The 19,573-nt window shown below is 71.8% G+C and carries 20 protein-coding genes, 1 tRNA gene and 1 pseudogene; 16 read left to right on the forward strand and 6 right to left on the reverse strand.

The genetic code is table 11. The features are described from left to right. The first annotated feature begins 5 nt into the window (after nucleotides 1–5). The 6 genes from AB0C15_RS16020 (at nucleotide 6) to AB0C15_RS16045 (ending at nucleotide 5,571) form a co-directional block, all read left to right on the forward strand. Complete coding sequence (locus tag AB0C15_RS16020; RefSeq protein WP_357352466.1) at nucleotides 6–881, forward strand: PH domain-containing protein; 876 nt, start codon at nucleotides 6–8, stop codon at nucleotides 879–881. Nucleotides 882–984: 103 nt separating this feature from the next. Further along, nucleotides 985–1,767, forward strand: coding sequence for a SigE family RNA polymerase sigma factor (locus AB0C15_RS16025; RefSeq protein ID WP_357352468.1), 783 nt, complete (start codon nucleotides 985–987; stop codon nucleotides 1,765–1,767). Then, nucleotides 1,764–3,026, forward strand: coding sequence for a hypothetical protein (locus AB0C15_RS16030; RefSeq protein ID WP_357352470.1), 1,263 nt, complete (start codon nucleotides 1,764–1,766; stop codon nucleotides 3,024–3,026). The genes AB0C15_RS16025 and AB0C15_RS16030 overlap by 4 nt, the downstream gene beginning before the upstream one ends. 52 nt (nucleotides 3,027–3,078) lie before the next feature. Further along, entirely contained in the window at nucleotides 3,079–3,951 is an 873-nt protein-coding gene (locus AB0C15_RS16035; protein WP_357352472.1) for a PHP domain-containing protein, read from the forward strand. A gap of 41 nt (nucleotides 3,952–3,992) precedes the next feature. Further along, nucleotides 3,993–4,607, forward strand: coding sequence for a MarC family protein (locus AB0C15_RS16040; RefSeq protein ID WP_238646462.1), 615 nt, complete (start codon nucleotides 3,993–3,995; stop codon nucleotides 4,605–4,607). 43 nt (nucleotides 4,608–4,650) lie between these two features. Then, nucleotides 4,651–5,571: a PD-(D/E)XK nuclease family protein gene (locus tag AB0C15_RS16045; RefSeq protein WP_357352475.1), complete on the forward strand. Its 921-nt coding sequence runs from the start codon at nucleotides 4,651–4,653 to the stop codon at nucleotides 5,569–5,571. A gap of 19 nt (nucleotides 5,572–5,590) precedes the next feature. Here AB0C15_RS16045 and AB0C15_RS16050 read toward each other — a convergent pair whose 3' ends face one another. After that, nucleotides 5,591–6,454 (reverse strand): oxygenase MpaB family protein, encoded by an 864-nt coding sequence (locus tag AB0C15_RS16050; protein WP_357352477.1) that lies wholly within the window; start codon nucleotides 6,452–6,454, stop codon nucleotides 5,591–5,593. A gap of 59 nt (nucleotides 6,455–6,513) precedes the next feature. After that, complete coding sequence (locus tag AB0C15_RS16055) at nucleotides 6,514–6,942, reverse strand: Fur family transcriptional regulator (protein WP_357352479.1); 429 nt, start codon at nucleotides 6,940–6,942, stop codon at nucleotides 6,514–6,516. A gap of 201 nt (nucleotides 6,943–7,143) precedes the next feature. Here AB0C15_RS16055 and AB0C15_RS16060 point away from each other — a divergent pair, with 201 nt between their 5' ends. Beyond that, on the forward strand, nucleotides 7,144–7,626 hold the full coding sequence (locus AB0C15_RS16060; RefSeq protein ID WP_357352566.1) for a DUF2231 domain-containing protein: 483 nt from the start codon (nucleotides 7,144–7,146) through the stop codon (nucleotides 7,624–7,626). Between the two features lie 127 nt (nucleotides 7,627–7,753). On the opposite strand, the gene AB0C15_RS16065 is transcribed toward AB0C15_RS16060, so the two are convergent. Beyond that, on the reverse strand, nucleotides 7,754–8,197 hold the full coding sequence (locus AB0C15_RS16065) for a hypothetical protein (protein WP_357352481.1): 444 nt from the start codon (nucleotides 8,195–8,197) through the stop codon (nucleotides 7,754–7,756). A 178-nt stretch (nucleotides 8,198–8,375) separates the two neighbouring features. On the opposite strand from AB0C15_RS16065, the gene AB0C15_RS16070 reads away from it, so the two are divergent. Further along, nucleotides 8,376–8,558, forward strand: coding sequence for a hypothetical protein (locus tag AB0C15_RS16070; protein ID WP_357352483.1), 183 nt, complete (start codon nucleotides 8,376–8,378; stop codon nucleotides 8,556–8,558). 648 nt (nucleotides 8,559–9,206) lie between these two features. Continuing rightward, entirely contained in the window at nucleotides 9,207–9,431 is a 225-nt protein-coding gene (locus tag AB0C15_RS16075; protein ID WP_357352572.1) for a hypothetical protein, read from the forward strand. Between the two features lie 14 nt (nucleotides 9,432–9,445). Here the strand turns inward: AB0C15_RS16075 and AB0C15_RS16080 are convergent. Both AB0C15_RS16080 and AB0C15_RS16085 read right to left on the reverse strand, forming a co-directional pair. Continuing rightward, nucleotides 9,446–9,652, reverse strand: a pseudogene (locus tag AB0C15_RS16080) (FmdB family zinc ribbon protein); the annotation flags it as partial. Then, complete coding sequence (locus tag AB0C15_RS16085; protein ID WP_357352485.1) at nucleotides 9,649–10,326, reverse strand: 5-formyltetrahydrofolate cyclo-ligase; 678 nt, start codon at nucleotides 10,324–10,326, stop codon at nucleotides 9,649–9,651. The gene AB0C15_RS16085 and the pseudogene AB0C15_RS16080, both read right to left, overlap by 4 nt. Before the next feature lie 85 nt (nucleotides 10,327–10,411). Between AB0C15_RS16085 and AB0C15_RS16090 the strand changes: the two genes are divergently transcribed. The 6 genes from AB0C15_RS16090 (at nucleotide 10,412) to AB0C15_RS16115 (ending at nucleotide 17,275) form a co-directional block, all read left to right on the forward strand. Next, entirely contained in the window at nucleotides 10,412–12,787 is a 2,376-nt protein-coding gene (locus AB0C15_RS16090) for a diguanylate cyclase (RefSeq protein ID WP_357352487.1), read from the forward strand. Between the two features lie 9 nt (nucleotides 12,788–12,796). Next, nucleotides 12,797–13,759 (forward strand): UTP--glucose-1-phosphate uridylyltransferase, encoded by a 963-nt coding sequence (locus tag AB0C15_RS16095; protein ID WP_357352489.1) that lies wholly within the window; start codon nucleotides 12,797–12,799, stop codon nucleotides 13,757–13,759. Next, a complete protein-coding gene (gene glp / locus AB0C15_RS16100; protein WP_091394702.1) occupies nucleotides 13,756–15,069 on the forward strand; it encodes a gephyrin-like molybdotransferase Glp in 1,314 nt (437 codons plus the stop codon). The genes AB0C15_RS16095 and glp overlap by 4 nt, the downstream gene beginning before the upstream one ends. Nucleotides 15,070–15,178: 109 nt before the next feature. Beyond that, nucleotides 15,179–15,829, forward strand: a complete 651-nt coding sequence (locus tag AB0C15_RS16105) for a GNAT family protein (protein ID WP_357352491.1) — start codon at nucleotides 15,179–15,181, stop codon at nucleotides 15,827–15,829. A 177-nt stretch (nucleotides 15,830–16,006) separates the two neighbouring features. Next, nucleotides 16,007–16,789, forward strand: a complete 783-nt coding sequence (locus AB0C15_RS16110; protein ID WP_357352493.1) for a hypothetical protein — start codon at nucleotides 16,007–16,009, stop codon at nucleotides 16,787–16,789. A gap of 412 nt (nucleotides 16,790–17,201) precedes the next feature. Beyond that, nucleotides 17,202–17,275, forward strand: a tRNA-Ala gene (locus AB0C15_RS16115). Nucleotides 17,276–17,592: 317 nt separating this feature from the next. Here AB0C15_RS16115 and AB0C15_RS16120 read toward each other — a convergent pair. Then, the gene (locus tag AB0C15_RS16120; protein ID WP_357352495.1) at nucleotides 17,593–17,766 is read right to left on the reverse strand and encodes a hypothetical protein; all 174 of its coding nucleotides are present in this window, start codon (nucleotides 17,764–17,766) and stop codon (nucleotides 17,593–17,595) included. Between the two features lie 1,117 nt (nucleotides 17,767–18,883). Between AB0C15_RS16120 and AB0C15_RS16125 the strand changes: the two genes are divergently transcribed. Further along, the gene (locus AB0C15_RS16125; protein ID WP_357352497.1) at nucleotides 18,884–19,483 is read left to right on the forward strand and encodes a hypothetical protein; all 600 of its coding nucleotides are present in this window, start codon (nucleotides 18,884–18,886) and stop codon (nucleotides 19,481–19,483) included. Nucleotides 19,484–19,573: the final 90 nt, after the last annotated feature.

Below are 19,573 nucleotides of genomic sequence, written 5' to 3' on the forward strand. Positions count from 1 at the left end.
CGCCGATGGGCAGCCCCTCCGGTCCACCCTTCGACCCGGACGACCCCGACCGGGAACGCCGCGAGCGTGACACCGAGCCGATCCCGCGGGTCGGGCCCGACGACGGCCCGGGCTACGGGGCCGGTCCCGGCCTGTCCGACGGTCCGTCCCTTTCGGACGATGTCGGCTATGGCGACGGGCCCGGCTATGCCGGCCAGGGTCGTTCCGGTCGGGGTTGGATCCGTGATCCGGAGGCCAGCTACCAGCCCCCGCAGATCTCCGAGGACGAGCTGGCCGGGTTGCGCGCCGACGCGACCGGCTCGACCCCTCGACGGGTGCTGCCACTCGAGGACGAGCCCAGTTCGCTCGTGGCTCGCTATCTCTTCCCCACCGAGCGTTACCGGGGCGAGTGGAAGCGGCACTGGATCCACCTCACCAACCCGCTGTTGATCGGCATCGCGGCGACCTTCGTGCTCGGCTACCTCTCCGGCTTCCTCGCCGGCCAGGACGTGGGCGCGCTGACCACCATCGCCGTGCTGCTCTGGTTCGCGGTGATGGGCTGGGTGGCGTGGAAGGTCGCCGACTGGTGGTATGACCGGTTCATCCTGACCAACAAGCGGGTCATGGTGGTCAACGGCATCGTCACCCGCAAGGTGGCGATGATGCCGCTGGTCCGGGTCACCGACATGAAGTACGAGCAGACCCCGACCGGCCGGGCGCTCAACTACGGCACCTTCGTGCTGGAGTCCGCCGGCCAGGAGCAGGCCCTCCGGGAGATCAAGAATCTACCCAACCCGAACGAGCTCTACCTGCGCGTCGTCGAGGAGATGTACGAGCCGCAGGCGGTCGAGGCGCGGCTCGGCAAGGAGGCCGACGAGGCCAAGGCCGACGACGGGGCGTGAAAGTTTTCGACCGAACATCGGAGCAAGTGCGCACCTTTCGTCATGGACCGGAGTGCCCCTGACGTGGCACTCTGCCAGGACGGCAGGGGTGTGGAGGTGGGCGGTGGCGAGCAGGGACTCGTTGGAGGAGCAGTTCCGCGAGTTCGTCGCGGCACGTTCCGCCGCGCTCCTGCGCACCACATACCTGCTCACCGGAGACTGGGCCACTGCCGAGGATCTGCTCCAGACGGCGCTGACCAAGACCTACCTCGCGTGGAAGCGGCTCGGCGGGATCGAGGCGGTCGAGCCGTACGCCCGACGTGTGCTGGTCAACACGTCGACCAGTTGGTGGCGGCGGCGTTGGCACGGCGAACGCCCGACCGAGGTGCTGCCCGAGCGGGCCGGTGTCGACGAGATCGAGCAGCAACTCGACCGTGATCTGCTGTGGCGGCACCTGCGGCAGTTGCCCAACCGGCAGCGGGCGGTGCTGGTGCTGCGCTACTACGAGGACATGTCGGAGGCGCAGACCGCCGCGATGCTGGACATCTCACCGGGCACGGTGAAGAGCCAGACATCTCGGGCACTGGCCACGCTGCGTCGGCGACTGGGCGAGGACGCACCGGACCTCGCCGCCGCAGCCGGTGTCTCCGGTCGTTCGCGAGTTGCCGCCGGTGCGGGGGCCACGCCCGGTACCTCCGACCGGACGACGGGTTCCGGCTCCCGGCCCGGACGGGTCCCGGCCACCGGTACCGCTGCCCCACCCGGGTCGGGGCGGGCGGCTGCCCGACCCGTACCCCGCCCGGCCGCTCCGCGTCCCGCCGTGGCGAGTGCGATCACCCCGCAGGTCGTGCTGCCCCCCGCCCCGGCGGCCGTGCCCGTCGGCACCGGCTCCGGTGAGCAGCAGTGAGCGAGTTTCCAAGCCGGCGCGACAACCTGGCGGACGGCCCGTCGCGTTCCTACCAGGTGCGGCCTGACGATCTGGAAGGTGCGGTGCGGGAGACTCTCTCGCACCGGGTCGCTGTTGCCCGGCCACTGGGCGTCGACCCGGCCGGTCAGGCCATTCGCCGGGCGAACCGGATCCGGCGTCGCCGCACCGCTGCCGGCCTCGCCCTCGCGGCGGTCACCACCGTGCTGCTCAGCGCCGGAATGGCCCAGCTCGGTGCCGAGACCCGGCGGGACGGTCCACCCATCGTGGTGATCGGTGACCCGGACCCGACCAGCCGGCCATTCCCGACGACAAGCGTGCCAGGTCCCGGCCCCGCACCCCTGACACCGGCCCCTCCAATGGTCAGCGTGACGCTTGTCGACGCCGACGGGCGGCGATTGGTGCTGCCCGACGTCGGGCCGGCCGAACAGGCACAGCCCCTGCCCAACGGCGGCGGTTGGCTGGTGGTCGGCGCGCAGACCACCGCGGGGCGCTCGCTGTGGGTGGTGCAGAACGACGGCCTGGTGCAGGTGCTGCTGGCCGGGGCGGGCGCGATCGTACTGGCCCCGGACAGCCTCCAGGTCGCCTGGCGCGACCGAGGCGATCTGCTGGTGGCGGGTGTGGTCGGCACCCAACTCATCGGGGCGGTGCGTACCCCCGTCCCCACGGCGGCGGAGCCCGTCGGATTCGTCGCCGACAACGTGCTGGTCCGACTCGACCCGGCCGGCGCCGGTCACACCCTCTGGCGACCCGGTGCCGGGCCGTTGCCGGCGGCCCTCGACCGGAAGAGCCTCAACATCTACGGGCGGCTGCCCGACGGGCGGCTCGTGGGCCAGGTCGCCACGAGCGATCCGGACCGGCCCTGCCTCGCCGTCCTCACTCCGACCCGGTACCTGGAGCCAGTACGCACCGGCTGCGGTCCCCACCTCAGCCAGGACGGCGTGGGCGGGGTCTCCCCGGACGGGCGGTGGCTGCTGGTCAACGGGATGACCGGCAAGGTCGGCCGGTCCCTGCTTGTCGACCTGCAGCGGCTCGGGCCGGATGCGAGCACCGTCGCGGCCGGGCCGCCGGCGACCGGGGCGATCGTCTGGAGCGACGCGACGAACGCCTCCTACCTCGACGGCGACGGCGAACTGGTCCGGGTCGACGTCGGCCAGACCCGGGCGGGAGAGCCGGCCAGCCCCACCGCGGTGCCCGATCTGCCCGCCGGAGACCGGCCGATCCTGGTGAAGGGCTTCTGACCCCGGCAGCCCAAGTGAGCCGGGCTCACGGTTTTCTCGGTAGCGTCGGGCGGTGACCTCGCGTACCGGATCCGCCCCCCGCATCGACCTGCACACCCACTCGACGGCAAGCGACGGGACGCTGACCCCGGTCGAGCTGGTCGGCGCGGCCTTCGACGCCGGGCTGGACGTGCTGGCGATCACCGACCACGACACCACCGCCGGCTGGGCGCCCGCCGTGGACGCGCTACCGCCAGGTCTGCGTCTGGTCCGGGGCGCGGAACTGTCGTGTCGCTGGTCCGGCGCGCAGCCGGCGGTGCCGCTGCACCTGCTCGCGTACCTGTTCGACCCGGATCATCCGGAGTTGGTGGCCGAGCTGGCGCGGGTCCGGGCCGCCCGGGAGGAGCGCGGCGAACGGATGGTCGGCCTCCTGCGCGCCGACGGCATCGACGTGAACTGGCCGGACATCCTGGCCGGCGCGGGTGGCGGCACCGTGGGGCGCCCGCACCTCGCGCAGGCCCTCATCCGCGCTGGTCTGGTCGGCAGCGTCCGGGAGGCGTTCGGCCCGGACTGGCTGGGCGAGCGGTACCGGCTGCCCAAGGAGGACATCGACGTGTTCCGGGCCGTCCGCCTGGTCCGGGCGGCCGGTGGGGTGCCGGTCTTCGCCCACCCGCGGGCCACCCGACGTGGCCGTGTGGTGCCCGACAAGTTGATCGCCGAGCTGGCCGCCGCCGGGCTGGCCGGGCTCGAGGTCGACCACGAGGACCACAGCCCCGCCGAGCGGGAACACGTCCGCGCGCTCGCCGCCGAGCTGGGTCTGCTCGTCACCGGCTCCTCGGATTTCCACGGCACCCACAAGACCGTTCAGCTCGGCGCGTTCAGCACCAGCGTCGAGGCGTACGAGCGGATCGTCGCCGACGGGGTGACCGAGGTCGCTTCGGGGTGATCCGGGTATTTCGCCCATCGCCCCGCGGCTAGGTTGATCGCGTGGATCTGAAGCTGTTCGGCGAGGTTTTCGTGACCCTGCTGGTGATCACTGACCCGCCGGGCATGATGCCGATCTTCCTGGCGCTGACCGGCCCACTGCCCGCCCGTGATCGCAATCGGGCCGCCTGGCAGGCCGTCACGCTGGCGTTGGGCGTCATCGTGGTCTTCGCGGTGGCGGGGCAGACCCTGCTGGACTACCTGCACGTCGACCTCCCGGCGTTGCAGGCGGCCGGCGGGCTGCTGCTCGTGCTCGTCGCACTCGAACTGCTCACCGGCAAGACCGACGGCCCCAGCTCGGACGCCACCTCGAACATCGCACTGGTGCCGCTGGGCACCCCACTGCTGGCCGGACCGGGCGCCATCGTGGCCACCATGCTCTTCGTCCAGCAGGCCGACGGGCTGGCGGACTTCACCGCCATCGCCGTGGCGATCCTCGCCGTGATGCTCGCCGTCTGGATCGTCCTGCGCTTCTCCGGCGGCATCGTCAAGATCCTGCGACCGGGTGGCATCGAGGTCCTGACCAGGATCGCCGGCCTGCTGCTGGCCGCGATCGCCGTGCAACTCATCGCCGACGCGGTGTTCGCCTTCGTCACGCAGTACGTCAACATGACCTGACGGCACGCGCGCGATGTCAGGGGCGGATGGCAGGATCGCAGGCGTGCGACGATCCTCATCAGCGGGCCGGCCCGCAGCCGGCGGCCGTGCCCCCCGCCAGCGCGCCGGTGACGCCGAGCAGCTCGGCTTCGAGGGCATGCCGGAGCGGCTGTTCGTCTGCACCCCCAGCAAGCTCGGCGCGTACGCCGACTGCCCGCGCCGCTACCGCTACTCCTACGTCGATCGGCCCGCCCCACCCAAGGGTCCGCCGTGGGCGCACAACTCGCTCGGCGCCAGCGTGCATACCGCCCTGAAGAACTGGTATGCGCTGCCCACCGACCGGCGGCGCCCCGAGGCGCTTGCCACGCTGCTCAAGGGCACCTGGGTCCGCGAGGGCTACCGCGACGACGAGCAGGAGCGGGCCGCCTACCGGCGGGCGTTGGGGTGGCTGGAGGCGTACGTCGAGACATTGGAGCCGGATTCCGACCCGCTCGGCGTGGAGCGGGTGGTGGCGGTCAAGACTGCGGTGTTGGCGTTCAACGGTCGCGCCGACCGGATCGACTCGCGCCCCGGGCCGGAGGGGCCGGAGCTGGTCATCGTCGACTACAAGACCGGTCGCACCGGGCTGGACACGGACGACGCCCGGGGCTCGCAGGCGCTGGCGCTCTACGCGTACGCCGCCGAGCGGGTGTTCCGTCGGCCGTGCCGCCGGGTGGAGCTGCACCACCTGCCGACCGGCACCGTCGCCGGCCACGACCACACGGTCGAGTCGCTGGCCCGGCAACTGACCCGCGCGGAAGAGACGGCCCGCGACATCATGGCCGCCGAACGGGCCGTCGCCGACGGTGCCGACGCGGACGAGGCCTTTCCGGTGGCGCCCGGCCCGCGCTGCGGCTGGTGCGACTTCCGACGGCACTGCCCGACCGGCGCGCAGGCTCCGGGCAAGGAGCCGTGGGCGGCCATGGACCGGCCCGCCGACGGTTGATCCCCTGCCGGGGGGCAGGTCAGCCGGCCGGTGTGGCGGCGGCGTGCCGCGCGGCCCGCTCCTTGGCCGCCTGGATCAACGGCCCCTCCAGGTAACGCCGGGGGACGGCGGCGAAGGCGAGCCGCAGCGCCCGCACGCTCAGATCCGCCGACAGCGCGGTGGTCGGCAGGCCGATGCCCCCGTACATCCGGTGTGCCCAGGCCGGCAGCAGCGCGAACGCGGTGCCCGCGATCCCCAGGTACGCCCAGCGCGGCGGGCCCAGCGTGAGCCCCAACCGGACCGGCAGGCTGACCTTCCACGGCAGCGGCGGGGCGGTGAGGAACACCGCCGTCTCGGCGGCTTCCCGGGTCATCCGCAACTGTGGTCGTACGGCCCGGTAGTACTCCGCGACCTCGGCGGCGGTGCCCGGGACGGTGGTCGGGTCCAGACCGACCAGGACGGCGGCGCGGCGCTGCTCGGCGTAGTAGCCGTCCACCTCGTCGTCGCTCAGCGGCAGGCCGGCGCGGCGGGCCGTGCTGAGGAACGACTCGACCTCGGTCACGTGCACCCAGCGCAGCAGGTCCGGTTCGTCGATCCGGAACTCCTCGCCGGTGAGCGTGTCGGTGGCTCGCAGCCGGTCGTGCAGACGACGTAACCGGGTTCCGGCAGCCTCCGCCTCGGCGGTGGTCCCGTAGACCGTGGTCGCCACATAGGTCGCGGTGCGGAGCAGTCGGCCCCAGGCGTCGGTGCGGTAGTTGCTGTTCTGTGCCACCCCGGCCATGGCCCGGGGGTGCAACGCCTGGAGGTAGAGCGAGCGCAGGCCGGCGACGATCAGGATCGGCTCCTCGTGCACCTTCCACGTGACCGAACCCGGACCGAACAGGCCGAGGTCATCGGAGTCCACCGCCCAAGAGTGCCACGGTCGGGCCGACCTCGCCGGTGACGGGTCGCGGGTGCCCGGGATCAGACGTCGGCGGAGCGGAGGGCCCGGCAGCCCGGGCAGAGCCCCCAGAAGGTCACCTCGGCCTCGTCCACCTCGAAGCCGTGCGCGGTGTTCGGCTCCAGGCACGGTGCGCTGCCCACCGCGCAGTCGATGTCGGCGATCTCGCCGCAGCCCCGGCAGACTACGTGGTGGTGGTTGTCGCCGACGCGCGATTCGTAGCGGGCGGGACTGCCCGCCGGCTCGATCCGGCGCGACAGCCCGGCCCGGGACAGCGCGCCCAGCACGTCGTAGACCGCCTGGGTGGAGACCGAGTCGAGGCGTTCACGAACCCGCCGGGTGATCTCGTCGACCTCCAGGTGGCCGCCGCCGGACAGCACGTCGAGCACCGCGAGGCGCGGCCGCGTGACCCGCAGGCCCTTCGACCGCAGCAACTCCTCCGCACCGGACATTCGCCAATGACAGCACGCCCGCTGAGCATCGACAACCGTCGCCCGCTCCGGGTGGCCACCGACACAGCCAGGCAAGATCGGGAGTACGGCCCACCGGGTGAACCTGATCGACGCGGCGCGCGTGTGTCCGGTCGAGAGCCTGGGGACGATCGGCGGACCATAGGCTGACCACCCCTGACCATGATCCACCTGGAGGGTTCGATGTTCGAGGAGATCCTGGGCCTACCGGTACACGTCCTGGTGGTCCACGCGGTCGTCGTGTTCGTACCGCTCCTGGCGGTGCTGGCCGTCGCGTACGTGGGGCTGCCGCGCTGGCGGCACCGGCTCGACTGGGCCCTTGGCCTCCTCGCCCTGGCCGCGCCGGTGACCGCCTTCGTGGCGGTCGAGTCTGGTGAGGCGCTCACCGACGCACTTGTGGCCCGGGGTTTCCAGGGCCCGATCCTCGACCAGATCTTCGAGCACTCCCGCTACGGTGACATCCTCTTCCGCATCGTGGTGCCACTCGGGATCGTGGCCATCCTGCTGCTCGTGGCGACGAGTGGGCACCCCCGGGTGCCGCGGCTGCCCGCGCTTGTCATCCCGGTGCTGTCGGTGGCGACCGTGGCGCTCGCCATCGCCGCCCTGGTCTACGTCTACCTGACCGGCCACTCCGGCGCCGAGACCGTCTGGGGCACCACCCTCTGAGCTGTCACCCCTTGCCGGTGCCCCTTGCCGGCGTCTCGGGCTGGCGTCCCGTGGCGGCGTTTCGGGCTGGCGACGCGTGGGGGCGTCCCGGGCCAGCACCTCTCGCCGGGCGCACCGGAGGCGGACATCAGAAGATGACTCGCGAGCAGAGCAGACAGAGCAGAAACAGCAACACCACGCCGGCCGCCGCCCCGAAGCCGTAGGTGACCCGCTGCGAGCGCTGCTCGGCCGCGTCCAGGTCGGCCACGTCCTGCGGCGGCAGGTGTCGCGGCGGCGCCGGCTGAAGGTGTACGGGTGGACGCCACCCCGCCGGCGGCGGCACGCTCGGCGGCGGGCCGGAGTACCCGCCGGGGGCGTACCCGGTCGAAGCTGGGTTGGTGGGACCGGTGGGTGAGGGGCCGACGGGCCCGGTCGGTGCTGGGCCGCCGGGGCTCGGCGGCGGTTGGGGGGTGGGCCCGGCCGGTGGTGTCGTCACCGGGGCGGTGGGGGGTTGGTCGGCCACCGCGTCGTCGCCGGTGTCGGGCCGTCGCCAGTAGTCGTCCGGGTTGCTGCCACCGCTGGGGGTCGTCACGCCGTCCGACGCTACCAACGCCACCGCCGGGCCCGGTCGTTTCGGGTCGGCGTGCCACGGCGGTCGGCTCGGTTGTTTCTGGCTGGCGTGCCACGGCGGTCGGCTCGGTCGTTTCTGGTCGGCGTGCCACGTCGTTGGCCCCGGTCACCCACCGTCGGCTGCGCTAGTCTTGCCGCTCGTGAGCACCGAAGACCCCGGCACGCACGGCGTACGTGGTGACGACGACCGCACCGTCGACCTGAGCGAAGACTTCGTGGTGCTGCCCGAGCAGACCTCTGACGACACCGACCGTGGTTGGGGCGAGCGGCCGGGCGGCAACGACGACTGGCTGCTCGCCGAACGCCCCCCGCACTGGGACTGACGCTGGCGCCTCGCGACGTCCGTCCGGCAGCCGACCGTGGATTGCCGGCTGTCGGGGCGTTTCGCCGGACTCCGTCGGTGCGTCGGAGGGCACGGTGGTCGGCGGGCATCCGGCCGGGGTGTGCAGGACTGCGGCGGCCAGGCCGAGCAGCGCGGCGACCATTGTGGCCCGGAGCAGGGTGCGCCCGCCGGGCAGGGTGAGCTGACGCAGCGGACGCAGAGCCCGCGCCGAATCCGGATCGACCATCGCCGCTGCCGCCTCCCGTCCCCGGGCGCCGCAGTGGCACCCATGGACGGCAGGCTAGGCATATTTCAGCGCCTCGGCCGGCCCACACCCAACGCCTGTGGACAACCGCCCGGCCTGTGGAAAACGCCCGCCCGTCGGTTCGTTCTGCTATGACTCGCCTGTGACCCGCCTTGATCGACTCGCGTTCAAGGAAGGCGCGGCATCGAGGCGAGGGAGACGGGCCGACTTCCTGAAACCCGAGTGGATCTAGCCCGGCCGGGCCTGGTCGGGCCTGGGGCGACCAGGAAACCGGGCTGTCGGGGCCGCGGGGACGGGCCGACTTCCTGAAACCCGAGTGGATCTAGGCCCGACCGGTCTGGTCGGGCCTTCGACGATCAGGATGCGGAGCTGGCCGCTGCCGCCTTGCCGCCGCCCGACCCACCCGAGGAAGACCCCGAAGACGACCCGGACGAGGACGACGACCCAGACGAGGGCGATCCGGACGAGGACGACCCGGACGAGGACGACGACCCCGACGAGGACGAGGACGACGAGCTGTCACCCGAGGACGACTCGGACTTCGCCGGCTTGCTGGTCGTGCCGCCGGCCGCCGTCTCGGAGCCGGACGCCCGGGAGTCGGTGCGGTAGAAGCCCGAACCCTTGAAGACGATGCCGACCGAGTTGAAGACCTTGCGCAGCCGCCCCTGACACGCCGGGCACTCGGTCAGCGGCTCGTCAGAGAAGGACTGCACCGCCTCGAGCTGGTGACCGCACGTGGTGCAGGCGTACTGGTACGTGGGCACGTTCTCCTCCGGATCTGGGCTCGGCCAGTTGGCACTCGACGTATTCGAGTGCCAATGGTGCGTCATTCGCCCCGGGTTCGTCCAGCGGACGTGTGGGGCGCGACACCGTGCGCCGCACCCGGGCCGCCGTCAAGCGTACGCACCCCGTCGGCGGGCGTGACGACCGCGCGCACCCGGCGGTCGTGTGGCTCCACCGGGAGCGCCTCGACCAGCTCACCGTCGTGCAGGGGTGCCACCGTCAGGGCCACCTCGGGCACCCGGGCGAGCGCGCGGTCGTACGAGCCGCCGCCGCGCCCGAGCCGCCGACCGTGGTGGTCGACGGCGAGAGCCGGTACGACCACCAGCTCGGCGTGGGCGACCGCGGTCACCCCGAGGCGGGTTCCGGCCGGCTCCCGGATACCCCGGCCTGCCGCGACCAGGGCACCCGGCCCGGTATACGCCGCCCAGTCCAGATCGAGGTCGTCGAGGAGCACCGGCAGCAGCAACTCGGCGTCCGCCGGCAGAGCCGCCCGCAGCACCTCGGGGAGGTCCCCGCCGCCCGGTTCCGAGCCGACCGGCACGTACGCGGTCATCCGGTGGGGGCGCAGCCGGCGTACCAGATCGACAAGCTCGGCCTGGACGCGCCGGGCAGCGGCAGCCCTCGTCGCGGCGGGCAGCGAACGACGGCGAGCGAGGAGGTCGGCGCGGGTGTTCCGCTTCGTCACCCGGGTCACTTCCGCTTCATCAGAAAATTCTGGCACGCAACACTCCTGACGCAACGCCTCTCCCACGGTTGCTCTGTGTCAGCATCGCAAGCAACGGAGGCGGAACTTCCGGGGGGACCGAGTGACGCTACGCGGGCGGTTGACGGCAGCCTTCCTCGCGGTGGTGCTCGGGCCGGTCCTGCTCGGCGCGCTCTTCGTCGCCTCGACCGTCGCGGCTGTCGACCGCAGCCGCTCCACCGAGCGCCTGGCGGTGGCGGCGTCCACCGTGCGTACCTCGGTCGACGCGCTCTGCCAGCAGCTCCGCGCCACCGCCGACGCGGTGGCGCTCACCCCCGACCCCGCCGTCGCCGCCGCGCAACTCGTCGGCCGGGGCCTGGCCGCCGCGGTGCAGATCACCGACGTGGCGGGCCAGGTCACCTACGTTTCGCCAGGTGCGCCGTCCAGCCCGTGGCAGCACTGCTCCGGACCGGACGACGGCCCCGACGGCGCTTCGCCGCTGGGCCCGGGGGGTCCGACCGACGGTGCGACAAGCGCGGTCCGGGCACTGGCCGCCCGGGTCGACCTGCACGATCGTGCCGGCACCCGGCGGGGCACGGTGACCGCCGCGCAACGTGTCGACCCGGCGTTCGTGGCCCGACTGGCGGCGGTGACCGGGGCGGCGGTCACCCTGCTCGACAGTGGGGCGCGCGCCGCACGGGTTACCCACACGACCGAGTCCCGGGACGTACGCGACGCGGTGCTGGCCGCCGCCGTCGCCGTCCGGGGCGAGCAGGTCACCGAGACGAACGAGGGTCGGTACGTGCGCCGGCTCGGGCCGTCCGACGAGCAGCCGCTGCCACTCGTGCTCTCCGTGCCCAGTGAGCGGCCACCGGGGCTGCACGCCACGCTGGTCGGGGTGGTCGTGCTTGCCGGGTTGCTCGCCGTGCTGACCGCCTGGCGGCTGGCCCGGGTGACCACCCGACCGTTGGCGGAGTTGGCCGGGGCGGTCGACCGGGTGGCCCAGGGCGACCTGACCGCGCGGGTGCCGGTACGCAGCCGCGACGAGTTGGGGCGGTTGGCCGCCGCGTTCAACCGGATGACCAGGGAGACCGGCTCCTACGTCGCGGCGTTGACAAGTAACCGGGACCAGTTGCGCGGGCACCTCGCGGTGCTCGGCGACACCCTGGCCAGCACCCACGACCTGCAACGCATCCTGCGGGTGATCCTGCGCAGCGCCATCGGGGCGACCGGCGCGCGGGCCGGTGCCGTACTGCTCGTGGAGACCGGCGGGGTGCTCGTCGCGCAGTGCACGGAGGGGTTGGACGGGCGCTGGCCGGACGAGGGGGCGGACGGGTCGTCGACGTTGCGGGTCCCGGTCGGTGTTGGCGTGGTCGGTGCGGTCGCCGCCACCGGGGAACCGCAGCGGGGGAGGGCGGAGCCGACCGAGGCGCCGACGGGTGAGCCGCGCTGCCGCACGTACGTGGCGGTGCCGTTCGCCGCCCCGGGTGGCGGGGCCACGGCCACCGTCGGCGGAACCCCGGGGTCGGCCGACGAGGCGGGGGCGGCGGCCGCGCTCGGCGTGCTGGCCCTCTACGACCGGCTGGGGGCCGACGAGTTCGACGACGACGACCTGGCCACCCTGCGCACCTTCGCCGGCCACGCGGCGGTCGCGGTGGACAACGTCCGGGTGCACGAGGAGGCGCAGCGGCTCTCCCTCACCGACCCGCTCACCGGGCTGTGGAACTACCGCTACCTGCGCGAGTCGATCCGGCGGGAGGTGGAACGCGCCAGCCGCTTCGGGCGGATGCTCAGCGTCCTCGCGTTGGACCTGGACAGGTTCAAGGACGTCAACGACACGTACGGGCACGCCGCGGGGGACACCGTGCTCGCCGAGTTCGCCAGGCGGGTGCGCGGGGAGATCCGCGAGGTCGACCTCGCCTTCCGCCAGGGTGGCGAGGAGTTCGTGCTGCTGCTGCCGGAGACCGACGCGCGGGGCGCGGCGATCGTGGCCGAGCGGCTCGGTGCGGCCGTACGCGACACGCCCATCGCCGTCGAGGCGTACGCCGGGCCGGTCCTGGTGACCGTCTCGGTGGGCATCGCCGTGTTCCCGGACCACGGCAGCACCGGGCGGGAGGTGCTGGAGGCCGCCGACGACGCGCTCTACGCGGCCAAGGCGGCGGGCCGTGACACGTACCGGGTCGCCGAGGTGCGCTCGGATCTGCCGACCCGGGAGATCCCGGTGCTCGCGTGTGCGGTCAGCCCACCCGACGGGCTGCCGCGCGCCGGCCAGCCCGTGCAGGCCACCCGGGAGCCGGGCGGGCCCGCCCGGTCCGACCCGGCGGCGGGCGTACCGGAATCATCGGTGCCGGGCCCGGCGCACGCCCGGCCGGATTCGGCCGACGACACGCCAGGAAGCGCGACGGGCGGCACGCGGGCCGGCCCGGACGCGGCCCGGCCGGGGTCGGGTGGCGGCGCGTCTTCTGGGCCACACCCGCCGCGGCAGAGCCGTGGCCGATAGTCTCGCGGCATGTCGGAGCACTCAGCGAACCCCTCATCGACGGTCGCCGCAACTGGCCGTCCCCTGGCGGTCAAGGCCGTCATCCCGGCCGCCGGACTGGCCACCCGGTTCCTGCCGGCCACCAAGGCGGTCCCCAAGGAGCTGCTGCCGGTGGTGGATCGGCCGGTGTTGCAGTACATCGTCGAGGAGGCCACGCAGGCCGGCATCGGCGACGTGTTGCTGATCACCGGTCGGGGTAAGACGTCGATGGTGGACCACTTCGACCGTCGTCCGGACCTGGAGGCCAGGTTGGAAGAGAAGGGCGACGCCGAACGGCTCGCCGCCGTGCGTCGACCCAGCGAGCTGGCCGAGGTCTACACCGTGCGACAGCCCGAGCAGCTCGGGCTCGGCCACGCCGTCGGCTACGCCGAGTCGCACGTCGGCGACCAGCCCTTCGCGGTGCTGCTCGGCGACGAGTTCGTCAAGCCGTCGGAGCCGCTGCTGCCGGCGATGATCGAGTTGCAGGCCCGCACCGGCGGTGTGGTGCTCGCCTTCTTCGAGGTCGACCCGGCCGAGACCAAGCGGTACGGCATCGCCTCCGTCGAGCCGGCCGAGTCGGAGCTGACCGACATCGGTGAGGTCGTCAAGGTGACCGGGATGGTGGAGAAGCCGCAGCCGGAGGACGCCCCGAGCAACCTCGCGGTGCTCGGCCGCTACGTGTTGCCGGGCACGATCTTCGACGCGATCCGGCGGACCAAGCCGGGCAGCGGCGGCGAGATCCAGCTGACCGACGCGATGGAGCTGCTGCGCACCGAGGGCACCCCGGTGCACGCGATTGTCTACCGGGGCACCCGCTACGACACCGGCATGCCGCTGGGGTACCTCCAGACGGTGGTGCAGATCGCCGCCGAGCGCGAGGACCTGGGCACCGAGTTCCGTTCCTGGCTGGCCGACTTCGTCAAGGCCGACGCGGCAGGCGGATCTGGTACATGACCGCGACGGCCGACGCCGAGGCGGCCGCGAACGAGTTGACGCCGCTCGCCGACTACCTGGGCAGCGTGCTGCGCAGGTTGCGTGCGCTGCCGCCACTCGACCTCGACCTCACCCAGGCGCACGGTAACGTCCTCGCCGAGGACGTCGTCGCGCCGCACGCCTTCCCGGCCTTCGACCAGGCGGCCGTGGACGGCTACGCCGCGCGCTGGGAGGACATTTCCGGAGGGGGCCGGGGGCCGAGTTACGTCCCGGCCCCCTCCGGCACGCCCGGTGGGCGCACCATCCGGCTCAACGTGGTCGGCGATCTCGGCGCCGCGAGCTGGCGGCCGGTCCGGCTCACCCCCGGCTCGTGCTTCTCGGTGGCCGCCGGGGCGCCGCTGCCGGTCGCCGCGGACGTCGTGGTCCCGGTGGAGTGGACCGACCAGGGCATGGCCGCCGTGGAGATCTTCCGCACCCCGAAACGGGGGTACGGGGTACGCCGCGCCGGTGAGGAGTTGCCCGCCGGCACCCTGCTCGCCCGGGCCGGCACCTACGTGTCCCCGGCCCTGGTCGCCGTCTTCGCGGCCACCGGCATCGGGCACGTGGTGGTGCGGCCCAGCCCACGGGTGGTCATCGTGGCCACCGGTGACGAACTCGTCGACGTGGGCCGGGGCAGTCAGCCCGGCCAGGTGGTGGACGCGAACTCGCACGCGCTGACCGCGGCGGCGGCCGAGGTGGGCGCACTGGCGTACCGGGTGGGAATCTGCGACGACGACCCGGAGGGGCTGCGCGGGCTGCTCGAGGACCAGACGCTGCGCGCCGACCTGATCATCACCACCGGGGGCACCGGCACCGGCCCCGGGGACATGGTGCGCCGGATCCTCTCCCGCCGCGAGGGCGGTCGCGCCGGGCCGGTCACCTTCACCGACGTGGCGCTCTACCCCGGCACCGCACTCGGGTTCGGCACCGTCGGCGCCGAGGAGGTGCCGGTGGTCTGCCTGCCCGGCGACCCGGGCGCCGCGCTGATCGGCTTCGAGGTGCTGGCCCGCCCCGCCATCCAACTGCTCGCCGGGGCCGAGCCGGTGTTCCGACCCAGTGTGCGGGCGCACCTGCTGGAGACCGTCTCGTCCCCGACCGGGCTGCGGGAGTTCCGTCCGGCGCACGTCGCCGAGCGACGCGGTGGCGGGTACACGGTCCAGCCGCTCAGCGGCGGGCCGTTCACCCTCTCCGGGTTGGCCGAGGCCAACGGGCTGTTGGTGCTCGGCGAGCGGGTCACCACTGCTGCCGCCGGCTCCACCGTGGACGTCCTGCTGCTGGACCGCCGCCGGTGACGGTGTCCCGGTCGATCCGCAGGGCGACTGCTGCGGCGTCCGGGGGTCACCGGGACCTACCGGTGGGTCCACTTGCGCGCGACACGGTCCCGCGCGGGAGACTGTGCCGGTGAGTCTCTTCGGACCCGCGCGGTCTCCGGGCTGGCCGGTGGAGCTGGCCGACGGCCCGGTGCTGCTGCGGCCCTATCGGCGCTCCGACGCGGCGGCGTGGTCGGAGGTGCGACGCGCCAACCGGGCCTGGTTGGCGCCCTGGGAGTCGTCGCTGCCCGGTGGCTGGGACGAGATGAACTCGCCTGCCGCGTTCCGTTGGGTGCACCGTGACCAGCGGCGTTCGGCCCGGGAGGGTGAGGGCATGCCGTTCGCGGTCTGCCTGCGTGAGGCCGACCGGGATCGGCTGGTCGGGCACATCAACGTGGGCAGCATCGTGCGGCGTGCGCTCTGCTCCGGCTACGTCGGCTACTGGGTGGACGCACGGGTCGCCGGTCAAGGTGTGATCCCGACGGCGCTCGCGCTCGCCGTGGACCACGCGTTCGGCCCGGGCGGGCTGCATCGGGTGGAAATCAACATCCGTCCGGAGAACCGGCCGTCCCGGCGGGTGGTGGAGAAGCTCGGCTTCCGCGAGGAGTCGTACCACGTGCGCTACATGCACATCGACGGCGCGTGGCGGGACCACATCGGGTACGCGATGACGAGTGAGGAGATCGCTGCCGAGGGTGGCCTGCTGGCCCGCTGGCACCGGGTACGCGCCGCCGCTCGGTGAGCCGTCCCACGGACGGGATCGGCGCGGCGCGGTGGCATCGCGGTCGGTGCGCCGTAACCTCAAGTAACTGCAAGCTGCGGCAAGCGCTCCCCGGCCGGACGATCCACGCGCCAAGGCGTGATCGATGGAAGATCCTGCGGTCGGAGAGCGGTTGCTTCGAATTCGGTGACGGGAGGGGTGAGGGTGCCGACCTCGGTGCTCCTCGCCGTCCTCGCCGCCGCCGGCCTGCTCGCCCTGGCCCCGGCGCTGGTTCGCCGGTACGACGCCACCGAGCGGCTGGTGGCGGAGCGGGCGCAGTCGACGGCGCGGGTGCTCCAGCGCCGCCGACGGCGCCGCACTGTGCCGGGACGGCGACCCGTCCACCCTCCGCGCTCACTCGTCGTCACCCTCAGCGAGAACGCGACTACCGGCACGTTGGGCGTGCCGGTCTCCGCACCCCCGGCCGCCCGCCGCTCGGGCCGGCTGCGTGCCGTGCCCGCCGCGCCGAAACGGTCCCGTCGCCGTCCGTCGCCGCGCCGACAGCACACCCCGGCCGTGTACCGACGTCGCCGGGTGCTCGCCGCCCTGCTGCTGCTCAACGTCGTCGAGCTGATCGGCGTGCTCTTCGTCAGCCCCGGCTTCTGGGTCGGCTTCGGGGTCACCTTCCTGCTCCTGGCCGTGTACGTCGTCCACCTGCGGGGCCGGGCCCTCGCCGGGCGGCGCCGCCGCCGCGCCCGAGCCCGGGAGGCCGCCTGGTTGGCGGCCCGGCAGGCCGAGGTGCGCCGGGAGCAGGCCCGCCGGGCAGCGGCCCGCCGGGAGGCGCAGCGCCGCCTGGCCGCCCAGCGGGAAGGGGTACGCCGAGCCGCCATGGGCCTGGACCGGCCGGGCGACCTGCCGGCGGCGGTCAACGGCGGGTCGGTCTCCTACCGGCGCTCAGGTGGCCTGCGCGGTCGCCCCTACGAGGCCGGCCGAGGCGCCTGACCCGGGTTTGGTCGGGCCCTGGCCTTGGCCGGGTCCTGGCCTTGGCCTTGGCCGGGTCTTGGCCGGGTCTTGGCCTTGGCCGGGCCTTGGCCTTGGCCGGGTTTTGGCCTTGGCCCTTGGCCGGGTTCTGGCCTTGGCCGTGGCGCCGTGGCCGTGGGCCGTGGCTAGGGCCTGGCCTGGACGTGCCGTTACTGGCCCTGGCTGCGGCCGGCGGCTTGATCGACTCGGGTTCCTGGAAGTCGGGTGGTCGCGGCGTCCGGGATGGCCCGGTTTCATGAAGCGCGAGTCGATCTTCGGGCAGGTCGCAGCGCCGGGTAGGGGGCGGATTCGCGGTGCGGGCCGGCGACCTGTTAGCCTTGCTGCCGGCCCGCCCGGTGTAAGCCGGGTGGGACCGAAGCCGGTTCGCCGGTGGGGGGCTGTGGCGCAGACTGGTAGCGCACCTCGTTCGCATCGAGGGGGTCAGGGGTTCAAATCCCCTCAGCTCCACCCAGTTCGAAGGCCGTTTCCTGTGTCGGGAGACGGCCTTTTTCAATCTTGTACAGCAGCGAAATACAGCAGCCATGCGAGATGGGCCGCCAGGACGAGGTGGCCACAGGAGGCTGCGAGGTGGGCTCGACCGCGAGTCTCCAGGCTTAGCCCCGTCTTCCTAGCGTTCGTCTCTGAAGTCGCCTGGACAGGGAGGTTAACGCGCCGGGTTTCGGCGCGATGGTCAACCTTGACGGGTTCTGGATATATGCTGTTTCCGTTCGGAACGGAACTAGCCACTTACCCGAACCCAGCCATGGAGGTGAAGCATGCGAACCTCACGCAAAGCTTCCCTCGATCCGCCGCCGGAGCGCGAGGTCGATGTCCTCCGCCGCGCCGTGGCACTCGTGCAGGATCGCCTGCCGCCTGGGTGGTCGATGCGCCTTGCTGGGCAACGGGTAGACCGCCGGATCGACGGTGTAGCCGAGTTGACCGCTCCTGATGGGACGCAAGCGGTCTTCCTCATTGAGGCGAAGCGTTCAGTCGTCACGAACGATCTCGCTGCGGCCGTTGACCAACTTCGCTCCTACAGCCCGCCTCACATCGATCGTTCGGTGCCTATGCTCGCCGCACGATACATTGGATCTTCCGCTCGTGCATGGCTAGAAGAACGCAGGGTTTCCTACGTTGACGCTACTGGGAATATGCACGTCCTGCTTGAACGTCCAGCGTTGTACCTGCGTGACAGGGGTGCTGATCGAGATCCCTGGCGCGGGCCAGGCAGGCCGCGCGGAACTTTGCAGGGGTCTCCAGCAGCCCGTGTTGTGCGTGCCTTGGTCGATATCGCTGAACCCATGACCGTTCCAGACTTGATACGCCTGTCTGGGGCGTCGACAGGTGCGACGTACCGAGTGGTTGAGTTCCTTGAGCGCGAAGCGCTTGTCAGACGTGATGGACGCGGCCCGATAGTGAACGTCGAGTGGCGTCGAATCCTAGAGCGATGGAGTGAGGATTACGGTTTCCAGCGCAGCAACACTGTCGGCTCATACTTGAGCCTGCGAGGTCTGCCGGCGTTGAATGAAAGCCTGCGGGGAGCCCAAGGTTTGCGCTACGCATTGACTGGCTCTCTGGCGGCTCATCGCTTAGCACCGTACGCTCCCGCCAAACTAGCGATGGTTTATGTAGACGACGTCGACCAAGCCGTTGAAAGGCTCAAGCTGCGCGCTGTTGATACCGGCGCAAACGTACTTGTCGCTCAAGGCAAATATGACGTCGTATTCGATCGACTGATGCAGGATGACGGTCTACTTTATGTGGCTCCGAGCCAAGCTGCTGTCGACCTACTAACAGGTCCTGGGCGGACTCCTGCTGAGGGACAGGAGCTCCTCGATTGGATGGAGAGGCATGAACGGGCTTGGCGACGCTGACCTACTGGTAGCCGTACGTAGCGCGTTACTGGATGCACTGGAAGCCCTCCGCGAGCATAGCGATGCTGTGGTCGTAGTGGGAGCGCAAGCCATATATATGCACACGGGGGCCGCCTCGATCGCCTTAGCTGAGGCTACTAAGGATTGTGACCTTGCACTCGACGCACGTGCGCTCCCGCAGGAGCCGTTGCTAGAGGAGGCCATGAGCGCAGCCGGCTTTCATCTCGATGTTAAGGCGCACCAGCCTGGAGCGTGGCTGAACCCCAAAGGCATTCCCGTTGACTTGATGGTTCCGGAAGCGCTTGCTGGTGGATCAAGTCGCCGCGCAGTGAAAATCCCGCCGCACTCCAAAAATGCTGCGAGGCGAGCCGTCGGATTGGAGGCTGCGGTTATCGACAATGACGCGGTTGAAATACATGCGCTCGCACTGGGGGACCGTCGGGTCTATACGGCCAATGTTGCAGGCCCCGCCGCTTTGCTCGTGGCCAAGTTGCACAAGATCGGCGAGCGCCAGGAAACGCCTAAGCGCCTTGTGGACAAGGATGCGCATGATATCTACCGTCTGCTCGTAACGGTGCCAACTGAGCAGCTTGCGGCCAAGCTGCGGGAGTTGCGGGCTGATGATCTAGCCGGACAGGTGACTGACCAAGCTCTAGGATTTGCTGCGGACCTGTTCGCCGCGGGCCCCGATGCGCTGGGATCGGTGATGGCGGGAAGAGCTGAGGAAGGTATCGGAGATCCTCCCGTCGTTTCGGCCGCTGCTTCTGCTTTGGTTGAGGATCTGCTGACTTCAATCGGCTGACTACGGACAGGGGTCGAGCCGCCCACCAAGTCGCTGCAAGGCAGCTTGGGCTGCCTCCGAGGTGGCTTCGCTGTAGATAATCATGGTCAC

Source organism: Micromonospora sp. NPDC048835 (assembly GCF_040649995.1).
Lineage (GTDB): Bacteria > Actinomycetota > Actinomycetes > Mycobacteriales > Micromonosporaceae > Micromonospora.

Excerpts from the sequence above, each read along its gene's own strand:
- AB0C15_RS16020 (WP_357352466.1), top strand. The coding sequence starts at position 6 with ATGGGCAGCCCCTCCGGTCCACCCTTCGACCCGGACGACCCCGACCGG.
- AB0C15_RS16055 (WP_357352479.1), bottom strand. The coding sequence starts at position 6,942 with ATGTCCGGTGCGGAGGAGTTGCTGCGGTCGAAGGGCCTGCGGGTCACG.
- AB0C15_RS16060 (WP_357352566.1), top strand. The coding sequence starts at position 7,144 with ATGTTCGAGGAGATCCTGGGCCTACCGGTACACGTCCTGGTGGTCCAC.
- AB0C15_RS16095 (WP_357352489.1), top strand. The coding sequence starts at position 12,797 with ATGTCGGAGCACTCAGCGAACCCCTCATCGACGGTCGCCGCAACTGGC.
- glp (WP_091394702.1), top strand. The coding sequence starts at position 13,756 with ATGACCGCGACGGCCGACGCCGAGGCGGCCGCGAACGAGTTGACGCCG.
- AB0C15_RS16125 (WP_357352497.1), top strand. The coding sequence starts at position 18,884 with ATGAGCGCAGCCGGCTTTCATCTCGATGTTAAGGCGCACCAGCCTGGA.